Genomic DNA, 18297 nt, shown 5'->3' with positions numbered 1-18297 from the left:
GGCGAGAAGAACGAAAGATGAAATCCTGAATCTTATCGGCTTCGGCTGCCAGAAGATAGGGCATAGCAAACCTCCATAGTTTGCCCACCAACGAGCAAATCGGCGCTCGTGATTACACTTTCCCCCGCGCTGCATGGAACCAAATCTCTAATATTGTATACCTGTACCTTCGTTTTGCCCTCCCCACCACTACCGATATTCTCTCAGCACCGCTGCTGATACACTATCGGGAGCGCGGGATGGTAACCATCGGTAGACAGGCACCATGCGCTGTGAGCAGGTGAACGAGTTGTTCGATATTGTGGCATATATTGGGCTACAAAATCTGATCCTTTGAGCAGGGTGAATCATAGCATACTGCGCGGGAAGTTTGGAGTGGCATTGAGGCAAGATTTGTCGATTGATTCACCTTTCGCGAGGGTGCTTAACAATCGCTTAACAATTTGTTGACGAAGATTTAAGTGAGATATGCTATCATCAACTCGCAAAATCATTGCACACGTCGATGCAAATCTATGCGCTTTGCGACGTACCTCAAACAACTGCAAGCCGCGCTGCCTCAGGGCGCAACGCTGTACCTCTTTGATGCTGACGGCATTGTTTACGCGGTTAGCAAAGGTTGCTTGCGACGCCTTGATCCAACCCGCCGGGCCGAAGATTGCGCCGAGATGCTCCGTTTCATCGATAGCGGTCAGTACACGAAGTATTTGATCGGTTCCGCCGCTACCTCAGACGACAATCCGGCAAATGCGACGTTTAAGCTTGGTTTCGTCCGCCCTCATAGCGCCTTCACACCCCACGCTCACGGCGCCGAGCATTTTGTGCTGAGTATGGGATACGCTTCGTGTGGGTTGTATGACCATGAACGCGCGGCGGTGGCGCATGTGCGCCTGATACCCGGTTCGATGCTCCATATTCCGGCGTTGATGCCACATTCCTTCAATAATCGCGCTGACGATCCACTGCCGCTGGTGATTGCCAATACCGGCATGGGGATTGACCACGATGATTATGCAATTACCGCTGCAATGGCAGAAGAGCGCGCCCGCAGCGGCGATGAAACAGCGGCGCGCCTGGTTACTGCGCTCCGGCAGTTGGAAGCGGAGATGGCAGTTGATCGGCTGCACGTAACGGTGTCGTGGCGGGAACGTATCGCCCATCTGCTGCGCCGATTGGCCGGCGCGCTGGAAGGAGGCGCATGAATGAAGTGTCCGCATTGTCTGGCAGACTTGCGCTACAGAGAGCGTTCAGGTCGAACTTGCGCGAAGTGTCGGCACCCGTTTGCCCTGGAACCGCGCGCGCACGAGTTGAAGCTAAGTGATCTCAAGTTGCGCAATCTGGCGGAACGCTTGAGTCGCCACGGTAGGTACACATACACGTCAGCACAACTGGGTCATTTCGCTATCGCACAGTGGATTAAACCTAGATACAAAGAGGGGTTCTCATGGCCATATAAAACGTCTTTTGTTGAGTTTGTCAGACAAAAACCTGTTGCATTATTTGATTTTTTCCATTTATCTACCTTTCTTTTGTGTCCTTTGGTATATTTTGGCTGGTTTTTAATTCTCTTGATTTTGCAATTAGTAGGTATGCCTTTTTAATCTTAGTTCCTATTTTGTTTTCAGCAGTACCTGTAATGTTCATGATAATGTTCATGAAAAAGCTTATTTCTGATCCTAGCGTATTGAATCGCGCTCGCATTCCTGATGTGGCATCGTTTGAAGCAAAGACGATCGAGCCATGGGAACGCATCCACGGTTTGCTACCCGGACGCATTGAATCCGTTACTGCGCAACAGGTACTGGTTAATTACGTTCCGCCGAAGCAGGCACGCGCGCTGGTGGTTTCGCCGATTGACGATATCCTGATCTGCCTGCTGGCAAATGGCTTGCCGCAGCGCTTCGACCTGGGGATAGTCCGGCTCAATCGACCGCTGCCATTTCAGGAACGGCTGATTGATTGGGTGCGTCGCAACCCACAGGTACCGATCCTCCTGATACACGATGCCAGCCTGGCCGGCTGTCTCCTGCCTCATCTTTTGCCGGCGCAGTGGGGGCTGACGTCAGACCATCGCATTATTGACCTCGGTTTGCGCCCGCGTGACGCGCGGGATCGGCAGTTGCCCTGGACGTATGCAAAGGCGCCGCCGGCGCTGGCGCGGATCTTTGACAAGCTTGCAGGTCAAGCAGGTAAAGTGGATCTAGATCAGGATGAGATTAAATGGCTGCGGGCGGGTTCGGTCACGTCGGCGCTGTACCTGCCGCCCGTGCAGTTGCTCCGGCTGGTGACGCAGGCAGTGGCGCAACACGCGCCGCAGGTGGTCGATCCCGAAGCGGAAGCGCAGGCGCAGGCGCGCGCGGTTGGGTTTATGACCTGGCCGCAGCCGGTGGCGCGGTGAGGGGTTGGCTATGACGGTGAGACTGAGATGCTGGCAGGTGGCTGTTGGGTTGCGCCGATTGGCCGGCGCGTTGGAGGGAGGCGCATGAATGAAGTGTCCGCATTGTCTGGCAGACTTGCGCTACAGAGAGCGTGGAGGGCGAATTTGCCCGAAATGCCAGCGCCGATTTGCGATTGAGCCGCGCGCAAACGATTTTAAGCTGAGCGATCTGAAGTTGCGTGGCCTGGCGGAACGCTTGAGTCGTCAGGGCAAGTATGCGTACTCGTCAGCGCAACTCGGCCATTTTTTGGCCTTGCGGGAGATGAAATCTGTGTACAAGAAACAGTATCCATGGCCCCATGGATCACTGTTGTTTAGATTATCTACCCGGTATCCTGCCCGATATTGGCTTTCCGCGTTGTTGTTTTTCTTTATATGTGTTGTTGTAATTTTTTATGGAATTTTTATTTTATCTACTTCTTCAATATTATCCATTTTGTTTATGTGTGTGTTATCAATACTGATAATCTGGATGCTTAGTAGACTTTTTCTTCCAGGCAAATCGGTTGACATTTCATCATTCGAGTCAAAGTTTATCAAACCCTGGGAGTCCATCCACGGGCCGCTGCCGGGACGGATCGATGCTAACGCCACCCGGCAGGCGCTGGAGCGCTGGACGCCAACGGAGCCGATCCGCGCGCTGGTCGTCTCGTCGATCGAGGACGTCCATCTCTGCCTGTTCGCCAACGGCCTGCCGCAGCGCCTTGGCCTCGGCCTCGTCAATCCTGACCACCCCGTCTCGCCCTCTCAGGCGCGCTGGATAGAGCAAGCGCAGCGCGACCCCCGCCTGCCCATCGTGTTCCTCCACGACGCCAGTGTCGCCGGTTGTCTCCTGCGCTATCTCGTGTCGGCGCAGTGGGGCTTGACCCCAGACCATCGCATCATCGATGTCGGCTTGCGGCCAAACGACGCGCGGGATCGGCAGTTGCCCTGGACGTATGTGAAGACGCCGCCAGCGCTGAAGCAGTTTTTTGACAGGCTGGCAAGTCAACCGGATACCCTGGATCTGGAGCGAGACGAAATCGAATGGCTGCGCGCCGACGCAACCGCGTCGGTGTTGTACCTGCCTCCTGCGCAGTTGCTCCGGCTGGTGACGCAGGCAGTGGCGCAACACGCGCCGCAGGTGGTCGATCCCGAAGCGGAAGCGCAGGCGCAGGCGCGCGCGGTTGGGTTTATGACCTGGCCGCAGCCGGTGGCGCGGTGAGGGGTTGGCGTGACGTGATTAAACAGCTTATAGTAGTTCGATACAGACGAGCAGATACCGATGAATATACCGTTTACGAAACTGATCAGATTTGGTTTGCGCCCGCTTGATCCACTAATTGCCTTGCGGCAGACAGTAGCGCGGCTGCGCGAGGAAGGGGTTTATTATACTCGCCGTCAACTTTATTATGAGGTTTGCCTGACTATTGCGCAGCCTGAGACAGCGGTGACAGCAATCAGTCAAACGGTGGCGCTGCTCATTACTGAACTGGCATTTGCAGCGCGTCGTCCTCGCCCCTTCTGGTCAGGCATTGCGCGTACCGCCGCGTTGATCGGCGCGCCACCGCTGGCATGGCGGTTGCCATTCACGATCACGCCACCGCTAGACGAGACGGCATTCAACGAGGCGTTGACTGCGTACAAGGCGCGGTTTGGGCAGCCAGATCTGCTACTCGCTGATGAACCGCCACCATCGGTTGTCACTACCCGTGAGCCAGATCTGTACGACTATGGCGTGCCATTCGTCATTATCTGTCAGGACATAACCATCGCGCGGATGTTGCGCGCCAATGCGCTGCATATGGAGATGGGTTGCGCTATTTTGGGGCTGCCTGAAGCGTCGCCCTTTCCCGACGGCTTGCTTAGCATGTTGATGCTCACGCCGGCGCCATATGCGCTCCTGTTGCACGACGCAAGCTTTGCCGGATTGCGCTTCGCTAACGAGGCGCGCGATGCGCTCGATCTCCCACCGACAATTCAGGTGCGCTCGCTGGGCTTGCGTCCAGGTGATGCGTTGCGCCAGCATCTGTTTACCACCGGTAACGCTCTTCCGCCATCCGAAGCATTAGCTACAATGAACTTAGGACTCATCGAGCGGCAGTGGTTAACCGCCGGTTACTCGGCTGAGGTTGCCGCAATTCGACCACTGAAGCTGCTTCGCATACTGCGCCAATCGGCCCCCTCACTTCGCCGTTCCTCACGCTGGTTTACCAATCTGCGGCGGTGGAACGGATCTGGGTATATGAGTTGGCCCGATCGGTAGCCAACAGAGATTACCGCGATTTCATGCAGGTTTTCCAGATCTTCAGGAGGCGCTCGTGGAACCAATGGTGATAACCTATCAGGATCAGTTGCTCTCTGATGGTAGCGTTCGACGCACCTTTAGCAATGGTCAATATGAATGGCGGCGACGCTTGCCCGACGGTCGGGTGGAATGGAGCGATAGTCAGGGCAATTCCGGCACCGATGAATTGCTCGGCGACGGTATTATTAAGCGCACCTTTCGAAATGGCAAAGTGATCTACGCGCGCGAGCAGGGGTATGGTCGCACGCTCTGGTATGGTGGCAGAGTCATGACTGTCAACCAGAGTTCTTTCGATGGGCGGATGGGCGCTATCTTGATGGCAATGGGCGCCGGCTTCTTGCTTGGAACGCTGGTGCCACCGCCAGATTTCTTGAGCCCTGAAGAAGAGGAGATGCTACGCCAAAAGCTGGCTCAGCAGGAACAGACAACATCCAGTAGTGGTAGTAGTGGCGATATGATAGATTTCGGATGATCCCTTTTGTGCGGTAGAACAATGATAGCAATGAAATCGATCCAGGAGACGCAGGATGACCAGTTCCCTTCACGCAGTGGCAACTACCAACCATCTGACACGTCGCGTGACGGCGCTTGACTCTGAGCCGGTCTTATCGAGCGTCCGCGCAGAATTGCCGACGTTACTTGAGCATCACTTCGTCGTCGGTCACCTGATCGCAATTGGCGCTGTGACGCTCTTTAATCGCACTGCGATAGCGCAGACGCTCCAACGCGATGGAGTTGCGCTGACCGACAATTGCGCCGACGGCGAGATCCTTCTCCATCTCTACGCCAGATACGGTGCTCGCGGCTTTGCGCTGGCCGATGGGATGTTTGTGCTGGCAATCCTTGATCGCGACGAGATGGTGCTGGCGCGCGACCATGCCGGAACGCGCGCGCTGTTCTACACCTGGATCGACAACCGGTGGCTGGCTTCGCGTTCGCTCCGCGCCTTGCGCCGCCAGCGTGACCGAAATGCGCGACTTGACCTCAACGCCATGCGGGCCTTCCTGACTTTTGCGTATCTCCCCGGCGATGAAACGCTGATTGAAGGGGTGTATAAAGTGCTGCCGGGACGTTGCCTGCGCTTGCGCAACGATGGCAGTTGTCAGGAAGAGATCTTCTGGGAACCGCGTGAGGAGCAGTGGGATGAATACACTCCGGCTGAAACCTACGCGCAACGCCTGCGTCACTTGCTGGAAGAGGCGGTCAGAGTGCGGCTGCCTGCCGACCAGGACGTTGGCGTCTTTCTGTCCGGCGGGATCGATAGCAGTCTGGTGACAGCGCTGGCGACGCGGCTGCATCACCGAACTGTGCGCACCTACTCGATCAATTTCGGCCACCATTTGCCAAATGAGCTGGCCTACTCTGGATTGGTTGCGACCCATTGCCGTACCGAACACACAATTCTTACCTTTGATGGTCAGCAAATCGCCGATCATCTGGCAGAAACAGTGGCGCTGCTTGATTGTCCAGTGGGCGATCCACTGACTACGCCAAACCTGTTGCTATCACGCGCTGCTGCCCGCGACGGCCTGACTGTGATCCTGAACGGCGAAGGGGGCGATCCGGTCTTTGGCGGCCCTAAAAACCTGCCGATGATAGTCTTTGAACTGCATCGCGATGATCCGACTCCGGCGGCGCGCGCGCGAGCGTACCTGCTATCGTACCGAAAGTGTTACGACCAGCTTGAACGGTTGTTGTCTGCCGATGTCTACGACGCCTTGCGCGCCGCTCCGTCACTGGAACGGCACGTGCAGCCATACCTTGAGGCGCCACAGATGTCGTCGTTCCTTAATCGACTGTTGTATACCAACATCCGCACTAAGGGCGCGCATCACATTTTGCCCAAAGTTGAGCGTCTCACGACGGCATGCGGCCTCGAAGGTCGGTCGCCGCTCTTTGCGCCATCGCTGATCGACGCGGCATTTGCCATTCCTCCAAGGTTAAAGTTGCGCGGCCTGGACGAGAAATGGATTCTGAAACAGGCAGTGCGTGACCTTCTGCCAATCCCCATTCTTACCCGTCCCAAAAGCGGCATGATGGTGCCGGTACAGCACTGGCTGCAAGGCCCCCTGCGCGACCTGGCGAATGATCTGTTGTTCGGGCCGCGAGCGCGCGCTCGCGGTCTCTTCCGTGAAGCGACCGCGCGCAGTTGGATCCAGGGTCAGGGCATGGTCTGGCGCCGTCACGGTCAATCGATCTGGTTGTTGATCACGCTGGAGTTGTGGTTGCGCGCTTATGATCTCTGATATTCCCCTGATCGCGCGGCATCCAGACAGCGTTAGCGATGAATTGCTCGGCAAGTTCACGGCTAACCGGCTTATTTACGGTTTTGGCGAAACCTATGCTTCATTGATTACGCCATCTTCATGCATTCTTGACCGCGCGACACTTGCGGCTATCACCGAAGATCTGATCGTTTTGCGCCGGTTCTACCGCGCCTGGAACGAGCTGTATCGCGCTGCGCTGGCCGGTGAGGAACCGCGCTGGATTGCCGATTGGTGTGAATACGGTCTGCCGCCAGAAGCAGTTCAGGCGCAACGGCTAACAGTTACAGCCGGACTGGAACCACGGTTTTGTCGGGTAGACTATATCTCGTTCAGTCCACGCCGCATCATTGCCGAAGTCCAGTGGAAAGCGGGCGGTTTAGGTCTCTTCTTCGGCATTCACGATGTTTGCGCATCGGTTGCGTCTACCTGCGGCGCATATGTCGGCAATCCGGTTGGCGGGTTTCGCGCGCTTGTCACCGGGTTGAGTGGGGATGAACCGGTGGTCGTTAACCCGGTGCGCGCAGTCTGGCTACAAGGCGAAAGCTACTTACGGCGAGCGCTCGAGCAGCAGGGTGTGCGGTACATCGTTTTCGACCGTCGCGACGGCGCGCGTCGGATCTTCGAACGAAACGGCGCGCTGGTTGTCGCTGAAGGTGGACGACTGTGGCAAGTCGATGTGTTGTACGGACAGGAACTATTGCCTGCGATCGCGCCGGATCTGCTCGCGCGCCTGGCCAGGATGGCAATCGATGGCCGAGTCTGGGCTGAAACGCCGCTCAATTACATCTACCGGCAAAAATGGGGAATGGCTCTGCCGTTTATGACCAACTATGCGCGCCTGTTCGACGACCGACTGCGCGAACTGTTGGGCGCAGTTGCGCTGTTGCGTCAAGAGGCGGTTGATCTCACGCCGTTGCTTGACCACGCGCCTCCGCCGGTAGCGCAACAATTGAGTGCAGTCAGAACAATCGATGACCTGGCGGAATTGTCCACAGCGGCAAGACGGTTACTGGTATTGAAATGTGGCGCTGGTAACGGCGCTTACTACAGTCAGGGACGCGGAGTCTTGCGCATCAATGGATCGCATCGGGCAGCGCAGAAAACGATCGCCTTCGTCAAAGAGCGCCTGGCGCAAGGTGAGCCATGGATTGTTCAGCGCTATATTGACACAGTGTATTTCATCGATGTCTGTCCACCCTGGGACACCCATACCCTGCATCGACTCAACGCCCATGCCCGTTTCATGGTGTACGCCACCTTCGACAGTGCCGGGTCGCCGCGCATAATCGGCGGTTTGGGCAATTTCAGCCATTACTGGAAGGTCAGCGGACGATCAGCCCACTACGATACACACGGGCAACTCATCGGGGCAGCCTTCAACGATCTCAGGTTTGCTCGCGAATGCTACCCAGAAAGTCCCATCTCCTGGCATTCGCAATGAGGCAAACGACTCGCGCTGGCAAAATGGGTTGAATCTTTTGGATCTAGGCATACGCCGTTCAGGTCTGCTACGATAAATATTATCAGAATGACCTGTTACACTATAAGGAAAGCGCTGTGCAAATCGATCTGGAAGCCTGGATTGCCCAACATGCCCGTAATGCTCGGCTCAATTGGCGTCAGTTGCGAGCGCGTATCGGTCGAGAAGAGGGGGCGCTAGTATGGGTTTGGTGCTTGCGTCTGAGCGGCCTGATCTTCCTGATCTTCTGGGCATGGCGCAAATCTGATGAGTTGCCGGGCTGGCAACTGATAATTGGCTGGTTAGCTATCGTTTTGATGGCATTATTCCTGATAATCACTGCTATTTGGGGCATCCGCCGGCCATCTCATCTTCGCAATCACAACGTCAAGCTGGGACAGAACCTTTTTGAAATCTTACTCCTTAGCATTGCTATCGTCCAGTTCAATAGTGCGTATAACGTCCTGTGGATGCTCTACATGGTGCCGATGGTCAGCGCGCTGCGCTTCCTTAATCCCCCATATGACGCCATCGTGATCAGCGCAGCCATTATTGCCGCAATAGTGACGGGTGCAACCCTTTCGATTGAGCTTATTGGTCTCAGCATTCCATTTGCGACGACCGTCTTTGGCTTTCTACTGCTCTTTGTGATGCGTCGCACCTCGCTCAACCCCGACGCTTTTGCTGATCAGAAGGCTGAATTAGTCCAGATTCTCCAACAATACCAGAGCGGAATCTGCGTCATCGACAGTCAGCGTCACCTGGTCTTCGTCAATAGCGCGCTCCGCCAGCAATTTGGTCCCTGGACTATGGAACTCACCTGCTACGAGTATCTACGGTGTGACTCCGAGAACTGCGCCGCCTGTCAAAACCCCACATCGCAACCGCAGCGTATCACAACGATGCCTGCCGGTGGGCGCAAATTACAGTTTGATGTGGAGTCGCAGGCGATTGCCGACGGCTCGCAGATCTTGATGTTCTTCAATCGACCGCGAACGATCCGGATTGATCTCTATGAAGATTTACTGAACACGATCGTTGAAGGGAACGAACAGCGCTACGAGGAGGCGCTACGTCGTCTGCTCGATTCGGTGTGCGACGATTTCAATGCAGAGACGGCAGCGATTTTCTGGTTGCGCGATGGCCGGTTGAAGCGGGCTATCCATAGTGGCCCAACATTGGATTTTGACGAGTATTACGAGCCGGGGCAGGGAATCACCGGCCTTACCTTGCTGAGCGCCGGTGGGACAACCTTAGGGCGGACGATCGTGGTCAACAATCTTGATGAGTCGCCGGTTAGAGTGCAAAACCTTGCCGGGCATCCGCTTGCATTACCCAAGTATTTCGCAAACTACAAAAGAGCGTTACCAAGCCGACAGGTGCGGCATCTGCTCGCCGTGCCGCTCAACGGTCGTCGTGGTATTATCGGCGTCCTGCGCCTGGTCAACCGGTTAGAAGAACAAAACAAGCTGAGCGCGACCGGTTTTCAAAGCATCCATGAAGTTGATCTGAATCTGATTTGTGAGCGACTGGCGCATGCAATTGAGCACCGTGAGCTTCACCGGGAGCTGCAACGACAATTCGCAGAGATCCAGCGCTTTTATCAGATTTACCACGCCACCGCGCGCGGTCAGGAAGTGTTTGAAACGATTGTGGACGAGGCGCTGAAAGCATTTCCGGACGCGCGCAAATGTGAAATTCGTCGCCTTGACCGGAATACGCAAACCTTGTATTTGATTGCGGCTCGACATCGGCATGGTTTCGACTACGGCGCTCCGCCAAGCCCACTGGTTGGGATCAACGTCCGCGCCATTCGCGCGGGCGAGAATCAGTTTGTGCCTGACACCACTCAGGACCCTGATTTCGTACAACGTCCACGCCCAATCGGTGCGCTGATGGTTGCGCCGTTGATCGGCTTACCCGGCATTATCGGTATATTGACCGTCGATTATGCCGAACCGCGCGAATTTACCGCAGACGAGCGTCGTCGCTTTGAAGCGCTGGCGATCCATTCCCGTCTGGCGGCGGCTATGATCTGGCGCAAACAACAATCAGAGCGCCTTCGTGAACATATCCAACGGATCGGTGATCTCGGCGAGGGATTGAAAGATGTTTATCGCAATGTACTGGTTGCCTATCGTGATCTGATCGGTTACGATAGCGCCTCGATACAACTGCTGGAAGGAACCTCTTTACGCATTGTGGATTGCGATGGCTTTACCGATCACCTGGTTGCCACCTCCCTGACGTTCGACATCACCGATAAACGCTTTCCTCACGGATGGGTGGTGCGTGGACAGCAACCGTTGATTATTGATGATGTGCCATCTAAATATCCTGATTTCTATCATGAGATAGCAGATTACCAGCCCAAACCTGTCTCCAGCGTTCTCTATACCCCGTTGTCGTATCGCAATCGGATCATCGGTATTATTGCGCTTGAGAGCCACACTTCATCGTTTTACCGCAAAGATGATGTTGTGCTGAGCCTGCTGATCGCGAATGCAGCGGCATCGGCAATCGACAATGCGCGATTGGTCGCCCAACTGCAACTACAACAGGAACAGTTGCGTGAACTGCTAAAGAGCAGTACAGCACTGGTAGGATTGCAAGACGAGCGCAAATTGCTCGCTTCATATGCGCAATTGGGAGCGCGTCTCTTTAGCAGCGAACATTGCGCTATCTTCTTGCGCCACACTCCACTCACCGACTTTGAGCTAGCGGTCTCGTCTCTGTCTCGTGAATGCTTCGAAAACGAACGCTACCAACAGATTGCCAACACCATTGCCGAACGCAATGAGGTTATCCATCTCACCGGCACTGAATTGATGGAATTCTATGCCGCGCACCTGTTACAAGGCGATGAGTTAGACCATCTTCCCACTGCGCGGGGTCGCGCGCTACTGGCCGGCCCGATTCGCGATCATCGCCGGATGGTCGTCGGAGTCGTGATGCTCGAAAACCGCGCGGCGGAAGATGGCAGCGAGGAGTTTACCGATACCGATACCGAATTGCTCGCATTGTTCGCCGAACAGGTATGGCACGGTTGTGCTATCGTTAATCTTCGCCACGCCGCCCGCGAACAGTTGGGGCTTGATATACACGATCTGCTCAATTTCGTCCAGAGCACCATCATCTTTCCGCTGAATATGATGACCAAACAGCTCGAACGAGGCGAGCCGGCCACTTCCCTCACCCATCACCTGTTGCCGGCGAACCATGCCGCAAAATTTCTCTACCAGCAGTTGCAATGCATTCAAGACGACCTGCGCGGTCGCACCGATCTCAATCAACCCTTCACTCAGATGATAAAAGAGTATGTCAAATTGATCAAAGAATCCAGGCTGCCGAACGTTGACTTTCGCTTCGACCTCCCGCCACAGCCAGACTTGCCAACCAGCACCGCCTACGTTCTGTTCCGTATCTGTCAAGAGGCACTGGCGAATATCGCCAAACACGCCGGCCTTGATGCCAGGTCAGATGGCGTTGTCTGGATCAGGTGTCAGGCGAACGATGCCGGGTTTGTGCTCACCATTGAGGACAATGGCCATGGCATTTCAGAGGACGCAATCAATCTGCGCCGGCGGGGAGCATATGGATTAATGGCCATTCAACAATGGGCCGAACGGATTGGTGGACGCGCAACTGTGCAGCCACGCGCTGAGGGTGGAGTCGTTGTCCGGGTTACCGGTCAGATCAAGGAGGGACAGGAATGGGGGATCCTATCAGGCTGGTTATCGCCGATGACCTGACCTTCTATCGAGAAGGCCTGAAAAAGGTGTTGGCATACGTTCCAGGCGTGCAGCTTGTCGGCGAAGCAACAACCCCTCAGGAGGCAATCAGGCTGGCAAGTACCCTCCAACCGCACATTATCATGATGGATTTGTCGTGGTCTGGTGATAAATGGATAGGAGTGAATGCAATTGAGCAGATAAAACGCCAGGCGCCGCGGGTGGCAGTGATTGCCATGACAGCCTATCCTGAATTGGTCGAGCAGGCCTATCGTAAAGGGGCTGATTCGTCAGTCGCTAAAGAGACGTTTAACGATCCCGATCAGTTGGAACACCTGTTGCGATCGGTGATGCAGAAAGTACAGCAGGATTATACGCGCTACATCATTACCACGCCGCTGACTGAACGGGAAGAGCAGACGCTCAGATTGATGGCGCGCGGCCTCTCGATCAAAGAGATGATGCTTCAGATGGATTGTAGCTCCGGCACGATTAAGCGGTACGTCCAGAACATCTGCGAAAAACTGCAGGTTACCAATCGCGTTCACGCGATTGCCCGCGCCTATGATCTCGGCATCTTGAAGCAGGGGAGCAGTTTCTCTCCAGAATAGCGAGCGCACAATATACGATGAACACACTCAACGGTGCCATTGTTGGCGCCGTTTTTTGTTGTCAAGAAAAATGCTAGAAGTAATCGCTCTCTTGATATGAGTCATGATCCATTTGGCGATCATTATTATGCAAAGATGATTCATATGACAGATACTTTATCTAAGACTCTTACGTACACTACTAGTAACAACATCCTCTTCAACGACAACCGGTAAGCAACAGATAAGGAGGTATTTGCCGCAATACGTGTCATCGGCAGGCACACGACGGAAAACAGGCACTGGTCGCAGTTCACGTGAAAGAACCGACTACGCGCCACGTAACAGAGGAGGAGAACCATGGCAATTCTGCATCAGTATCCCCCGAACATCTTCCGTCGCCATCCGTCGCGGCGCCTGCCGCATTACGCAGCTCTGGCAGCTCTCTTTGGCGCATCTCTCGCCTTTGCATTTCAGGCAATGAAATCGCGCTACGAAGAGCTGGCTATTGGGTTAACGTTCGGCAGTATCCTTTGTCTGCTCGCGATCTTGCTTCTGGCCTGGCAAGAGAGCCGGTTTATGCTCATCATTACTCGCCACTCTCTCATCATCGACGAAGGTTTCCCTTTTGGCCCACGCTGTACCATTGAGCGGATCTATGTCAGACGGCACCGCTGTTTGCCCGGCATAGTGAGCTGGTTGACCGACAGCGGCACACTCGAGATCGAGTTTGGTGATGAAACTATCGTCTTAACCGGATTAACCCCGTTTCGCGCCCTGAGAGATGCTCTGGAGGTGTCGTGATGATGGCGATGGCGGGTGTCGGGATGGTCGGCAAGCGCTTTCAGATCGCGCGTCAACTACACCGAACTGCCCATAGCATCGTTGTTCTCGCCTACGACACGTGGGATGATCAGATGGTCGTGATCAAGTGGCTGGCTCCCACCAGGTTCAGCATGCCATTCACCCAGGCCATCCGCGCATTTCGCCGCGAGATCGAGATTGTGCGACGCCTGTCAGAGCTAGAACCCGATACCGCAGGATGGCGGCGATTTCCGCTTCTGATCACTACCGGTAGAGACCGTCTCGGGTACTATTATGTCCAGCGTTACCTGCCCGGGCAAACCCTGGCAGAAATTCTGGCCGCCGGTCGTCCTGACGACGCGATCCAGATTGCGATCAATCTTTGCTGGACATTACGCATCTTGCATGCGTATGGGATTATTCATGGTGATCTGCATCCACAAAACATTATTGTTGGGATGCGCGGAGAGGTTGCGCTGATCGATTTTGGCCTGAGTCGCTACCGCTACCAGGTAGCGCCGGAATTGTCCGGCGTGGGCCGACCGCAGTACACGCCGCCTGAACAGCTCTACGGCCAGCCACTTGATGAACGGAGTGATCTCTTTGCGCTGAGTCAGGTATTGCAGCAGTTGCTGGCAGTCGAACAGTTACCTCCCTCGACGCAGCGTTTGATTGTGAGGATGGGTGAGCCATTACTAAACCGGCGCGAGCGGTCGCTGGCCGCATTGCAAGCCGAACTTGAGAACCTTCAACCGCCGGCAATTCAATTACCACCACAATGGTTGCGCAATGGCTTAGTTATTGCCAGCATAATCGTGATTGTTCTCTTCTTCCTGGCCTTCCCCCTGCGGTAATTTGCCCAAGGGTTACTCGCCCTGGTAGAGGTCGCACAGGCGTTCAGCAGTCTTGCGGATCATCGCGACAAGTTCTGCCGGTTCAAGCACGCGGCAATGTTCCCGGTAGCGGAGCAGGATCTGCTCCGCCTGCCACAAATCGCTGGTTTGAGCCGTCACTTCAGCGCTACCATCCGCATTGTAGGCGACACTGCTGTGAGGAAACCAGATTGCCACATCGCGGTTACGGGCCACCTGAGGCGAGAGCCAGTACCGTAGCGACCACATTTGGCGCGGTGGCAGGTCAGGAGGCAGAACGCGCCGTTCAACATGGAGGGTTTCGGGGATAATCCGGTCAACCCGGTAGGGAATATACCTTCCCACCGTTGCCTCGTGCGGCGAACTGTAGCAGTAGGCTTCCAGATAGGTATGGCCGTCGCGCACAAAGAGTCGAACTGGCGCGACGCGGTGCGCTTCCGGTTCATTGCTGAAGTTTGATCGGTAGTGGAAGCGGAGAGCGTGGCGGCGCACGTTGCGACGGAGCCGGGCCAGCAATTGCTGATCGATGACAGTACTGCTTTGAGGCAATTCGACCTCTACTCCTAACTGCTGACGGAGATTCGATTGCCGTTCAGGTGGCAGCAGCGCGATGACGTGATTGAGCAAAGCGCGCACCTGCGGGCTATTTGGCCAATTCCCCGAACCAAACAGCTCAACCAGAAACATTAAAGCTTCCAGCTCGTCATCGGGAAGATTGAGCAGTGTCAGGCGACCAAAGCCGGTCAGCATGTAGCTACCGTTGGGTTGCCGTTCGATGGTGCAGCGAAATTCGTTCCGCAGCGCGTTGAAGTCGTGACGTAGTGCCACCAGCGCGTTGGGTGGGTAGATCGACTCACCAAAGACACGCCGGGCATCGGCGATCAACTCGGCAGGAGTAGCCGGGCCGTACACAAAGCGACTCACCAACCACAGGCGACGCTGAACGGTAAGCGCTGAACTGCGCTTCTGGCCGCGACCACGACGAGATCGCAGATTCGCCACCCTGATACCTCTTTGATGCTACATATGCCACGGATTCCTTCCCCGCATTATACCAAATCGCGTGAACTACGATAGCGTTTTATGGCGATCATGCGGCGCAACATACGATCAGGGCACGGTATGACCGTGCCCTGGCCAGACATCGATACGATTAGTAATGCTACTCCATCAATGGCGGCAAATCCTGACCATAGCTGCGCTGCAACGGCAATTCAGGAATGAACAATGCCAGCGCAAGACCGATAACCGCCAGCCAGATTGCATACCAGTAGATAGTGGTCACACTCCGGGTAAAGGCATCTTTCAACGCCGCGCTAATCTGCTCGCCGATTGCCCGTCCCTCGGCGCGCGCAGTCTGCTCTGCTGTATCGAGCTGCGCGAGTACCCGCTCTAGCGCTTGCGCGCGCGCTGCTGGCGGCAGTGAGTCGATCATTGTTAGCATTGCTTTCTGCTGATCGGGCAATTGAGGATCGGCCTGTAGCGCTGCGATTGCCGCCGGATCGGCATCGCGTAGCGCCCTGGTTATGAGATCGCGGCGCGCGGCAAACTGATCAGTGATAGCCTGCTCGATCCGCGCCGCCGGATCAACCGCTTCACCGGTTGCTCCCTCACCGGCACCCATGCCATTGCGCAAAGCGTTGCTGTCGAAGCGCGCTGCGACTTCTGGCGGCAACTGCGCCTGGATCGGCGCCAGATTCGCGCTCAAGGTCGTGGTTAGCACACTGGTCAGGAGCGCGCCAAAGACAGCCGAACCAACCACCTGCCCGATTTGCTGGAAGAACTGCCGGCTTGCCGTGGCGGCGCCGAGATCGACCCGCGGCACCGCATTTTGCATCGCCAGATTCAGGATCGGCATCGATGGCCCCAATCCCAACCCTAACGCAATCATCCGCAAGCGCACCATCCAGATCGATGTTTCAGGAGTCAACGTGGTCAACCACCAGAGCGAGGCGACAATGATGGCCATACCGCCGATAATGACCCACTTGTAGCGACCTGTACGCTGCACGATTTGCGACGAAACCATTGCGCCAACCACCAGACTCAGCGTGAGCGGGATCAAGGTGGTACCGGCAGCCGTTGCGCTAACACCCAGCACATTAACCAGGTAGAGCGAGAGGAAGAAGATCGCAGCAAACAGGGTTGCCCCAACCGTCACTCCGATCAGCGCCGTGAGTGTGAACGCGCGAATGCGGAAGAGATGTAACGGCAAGATTGGCGATTCGGCCCGTCGCTCGATCAAGAGAAAGAAGGTCAAGCCAAGCGCACTGATGGCAAACAGACTCAGGATGAGTGGCGATGTCCAGGGAAAATCATTCTTGTCCAACGTCAGCGCCAGCAAAAACGGAATAACGGTCAGCAACAACGTCGCAGCGCCAGCGTAATCGATTGCCGGCTTGAGACCGCTATGCAAACGGGGCAATCGGGTGACAATAAAGCTTAAGGCTACCACGCCTAGCGGCAGATTAACGAAAAAGACCCAGTGCCAGCTCAAGTGATCGGTGAGCAGACCACCAACAAACGGCCCGACCACACTTGATAAACCAAACACAGCGCCAAACAAACCCATATAGCGGGCCCGTTCCGCTGGCGCGAACAGATCAGCCGGAATGGCAAAAGCGGTTGACGTAAGCGCCGCCGCGCCAAAACCCTGCAAACCGCGATAGATTACCAGTTGGATCATGTCACCGGCCAGGCCACACAAGAGCGAACCGAGCAGAAAGACAACGATGCCAAACAGTAACACATATTTGCGGCCATAAATATCCGAGAGCTTGCCATAGATCGGCACCATTGCCGTTGAAGCGAGCAGATAGCTGGTCGAAACCCAGCCAATCAGCTCAATTCCCTTGAGATCGGCGACAATCCGCGGCAACGCGGTGGAAACGATGGTTTGATCAAGCGCGGAAAGGAAAAGACCGAGCAACACCCCAATCAAGATGAGCACTTTGCTCCGCTGATCAAGGGTAGCCGCGTAATCGATCCGGGTAACGGATGCTGCTGTTGAAGGGGTTGTGGTTGTCATACTACCGGGATACTCCTGAGAAAAAACAGTCACCTACAGCAGCGCTCCATATGCGCTGCTCCTGCAAACTGCCAGGGTTTTGCTACATTGAAGGCTGGATGAAGTCGGCTTAATCCTCTACCGCGGTTAGTTGCCATTCACGGCAGGCAGCGCTAAGCGCCTGCCCCAATTGGGAAAGCAATTCTGGCGGCAACTTGCTCAGAGAGCGGCTGGCTTCATTAAGCCGGATCTGACGCGCTTCAGCTACTACTGCTTCACCTGCCGGCGTCAGCGAGATTAGCTTCTGACGCCGATCATGCGGCGCTTCCCTGCGTTCAACCAGACCATCTTGCACGAGCTGGTCGATCATCTGACTGGTTGTGGCCGGTGATAGATTGAGATGCTCGCTCAGCGAAGAGATGGTCGCCTCGCGCTGACGCTGGATATGCATCAGTGAGACCAGACGCGGCATCGAGAGATTCGCTCGCTGCAAAAACTGCAAGAGTGTCTCCATACTCTGGCCCATTAGCTCGCTGTGGACGAGGTTGAACAGTTGCGCTACGCGCGCTGGGGTGTAGGGTGGGTCAAGTTTGTGAAACATGCATTGTTTCCTCAAATATTTTGATTTTTCAAATCATTTGAATAATACAACTGTTTTCGCGTGATGTCAAGCTTTTTTGATAGGCGATGGGCGATAGGCGATGGGCGATAGGCGATGGGCGATAGTTCATCGTTGCGTGTTACGGGGAGCGGCGGGCGGAAAGGGGGTAGGGGTAGGGGCGCAGCGCTGCTGCGCCCCCATCTACCAGCGGGTGGCAGGCGCGTTTGGGGATAGGCGATAGG

14 protein-coding genes are annotated in these 18297 nt (G+C 55.5%); 11 read left to right on the top strand and 3 right to left on the bottom strand.

The genetic code is table 11. The features are described 5' to 3' along the window. The first annotated feature begins 515 nt into the window (after nucleotides 1–515). From Q0650_RS04925 to Q0650_RS04875, 11 genes are all read left to right on the top strand, one after another. Nucleotides 516–1202: a cupin domain-containing protein gene (locus tag Q0650_RS04925; protein ID WP_298816510.1), complete on the top strand. Its 687-nt coding sequence runs from the start codon at nucleotides 516–518 to the stop codon at nucleotides 1200–1202. 452 nt (nucleotides 1203–1654) lie between these two features. Beyond that, complete coding sequence (locus Q0650_RS04920) at nucleotides 1655–2398, top strand: hypothetical protein (RefSeq protein ID WP_298816508.1); 744 nt, start codon at nucleotides 1655–1657, stop codon at nucleotides 2396–2398. A gap of 511 nt (nucleotides 2399–2909) precedes the next feature. Further along, the gene (locus Q0650_RS04915) at nucleotides 2910–3641 is read left to right on the top strand and encodes a hypothetical protein (protein WP_298816506.1); all 732 of its coding nucleotides are present in this window, start codon (nucleotides 2910–2912) and stop codon (nucleotides 3639–3641) included. Nucleotides 3642–3701: 60 nt separating this feature from the next. Beyond that, nucleotides 3702–4682, top strand: coding sequence for a hypothetical protein (locus Q0650_RS04910; protein ID WP_298816504.1), 981 nt, complete (start codon nucleotides 3702–3704; stop codon nucleotides 4680–4682). A 55-nt stretch (nucleotides 4683–4737) separates the two neighbouring features. Then, nucleotides 4738–5196, top strand: coding sequence for a hypothetical protein (locus tag Q0650_RS04905; RefSeq protein WP_298816503.1), 459 nt, complete (start codon nucleotides 4738–4740; stop codon nucleotides 5194–5196). Nucleotides 5197–5251: 55 nt separating this feature from the next. After that, the gene (locus Q0650_RS04900; RefSeq protein ID WP_298816501.1) at nucleotides 5252–6970 is read left to right on the top strand and encodes an asparagine synthetase B; all 1719 of its coding nucleotides are present in this window, start codon (nucleotides 5252–5254) and stop codon (nucleotides 6968–6970) included. Continuing rightward, nucleotides 6960–8432, top strand: coding sequence for a hypothetical protein (locus tag Q0650_RS04895; RefSeq protein WP_298816499.1), 1473 nt, complete (start codon nucleotides 6960–6962; stop codon nucleotides 8430–8432). The genes Q0650_RS04900 and Q0650_RS04895 overlap by 11 nt, the downstream gene beginning before the upstream one ends. Before the next feature lie 116 nt (nucleotides 8433–8548). Continuing rightward, nucleotides 8549–12202, top strand: coding sequence for a GAF domain-containing protein (locus tag Q0650_RS04890; RefSeq protein ID WP_298816497.1), 3654 nt, complete (start codon nucleotides 8549–8551; stop codon nucleotides 12200–12202). Beyond that, nucleotides 12163–12792, top strand: coding sequence for a response regulator transcription factor (locus Q0650_RS04885; RefSeq protein ID WP_298816495.1), 630 nt, complete (start codon nucleotides 12163–12165; stop codon nucleotides 12790–12792). Before Q0650_RS04890 ends, Q0650_RS04885 begins: the two co-directional genes overlap by 40 nt. Before the next feature lie 339 nt (nucleotides 12793–13131). Further along, on the top strand, nucleotides 13132–13575 hold the full coding sequence (locus tag Q0650_RS04880; RefSeq protein ID WP_298816493.1) for a PH domain-containing protein: 444 nt from the start codon (nucleotides 13132–13134) through the stop codon (nucleotides 13573–13575). Beyond that, nucleotides 13575–14429, top strand: coding sequence for a protein kinase domain-containing protein (locus Q0650_RS04875; protein ID WP_298816491.1), 855 nt, complete (start codon nucleotides 13575–13577; stop codon nucleotides 14427–14429). The genes Q0650_RS04880 and Q0650_RS04875 overlap by 1 nt, the downstream gene beginning before the upstream one ends. 12 nt (nucleotides 14430–14441) lie before the next feature. On the opposite strand, the gene Q0650_RS04870 is transcribed toward Q0650_RS04875, so the two are convergent. From Q0650_RS04870 to Q0650_RS04860, 3 genes are all read right to left on the bottom strand, one after another. Then, nucleotides 14442–15449, bottom strand: coding sequence for a YafY family protein (locus Q0650_RS04870; protein WP_298816489.1), 1008 nt, complete (start codon nucleotides 15447–15449; stop codon nucleotides 14442–14444). A gap of 160 nt (nucleotides 15450–15609) precedes the next feature. Further along, nucleotides 15610–17475, bottom strand: coding sequence for an MDR family MFS transporter (locus tag Q0650_RS04865; protein WP_298816487.1), 1866 nt, complete (start codon nucleotides 17473–17475; stop codon nucleotides 15610–15612). Nucleotides 17476–17584: 109 nt separating this feature from the next. Continuing rightward, entirely contained in the window at nucleotides 17585–18055 is a 471-nt protein-coding gene (locus Q0650_RS04860) for a MarR family winged helix-turn-helix transcriptional regulator (protein ID WP_298816485.1), read from the bottom strand. Nucleotides 18056–18297 lie beyond the last annotated feature (242 nt).

Source organism: uncultured Chloroflexus sp. (genome assembly GCF_937129525.1).
Classification (GTDB): domain Bacteria; phylum Chloroflexota; class Chloroflexia; order Chloroflexales; family Chloroflexaceae; genus Chloroflexus.
The sequence above is the reverse complement of the archived record's forward strand: the minus strand, read 5'-3'. Positions and strand labels throughout refer to the sequence as shown.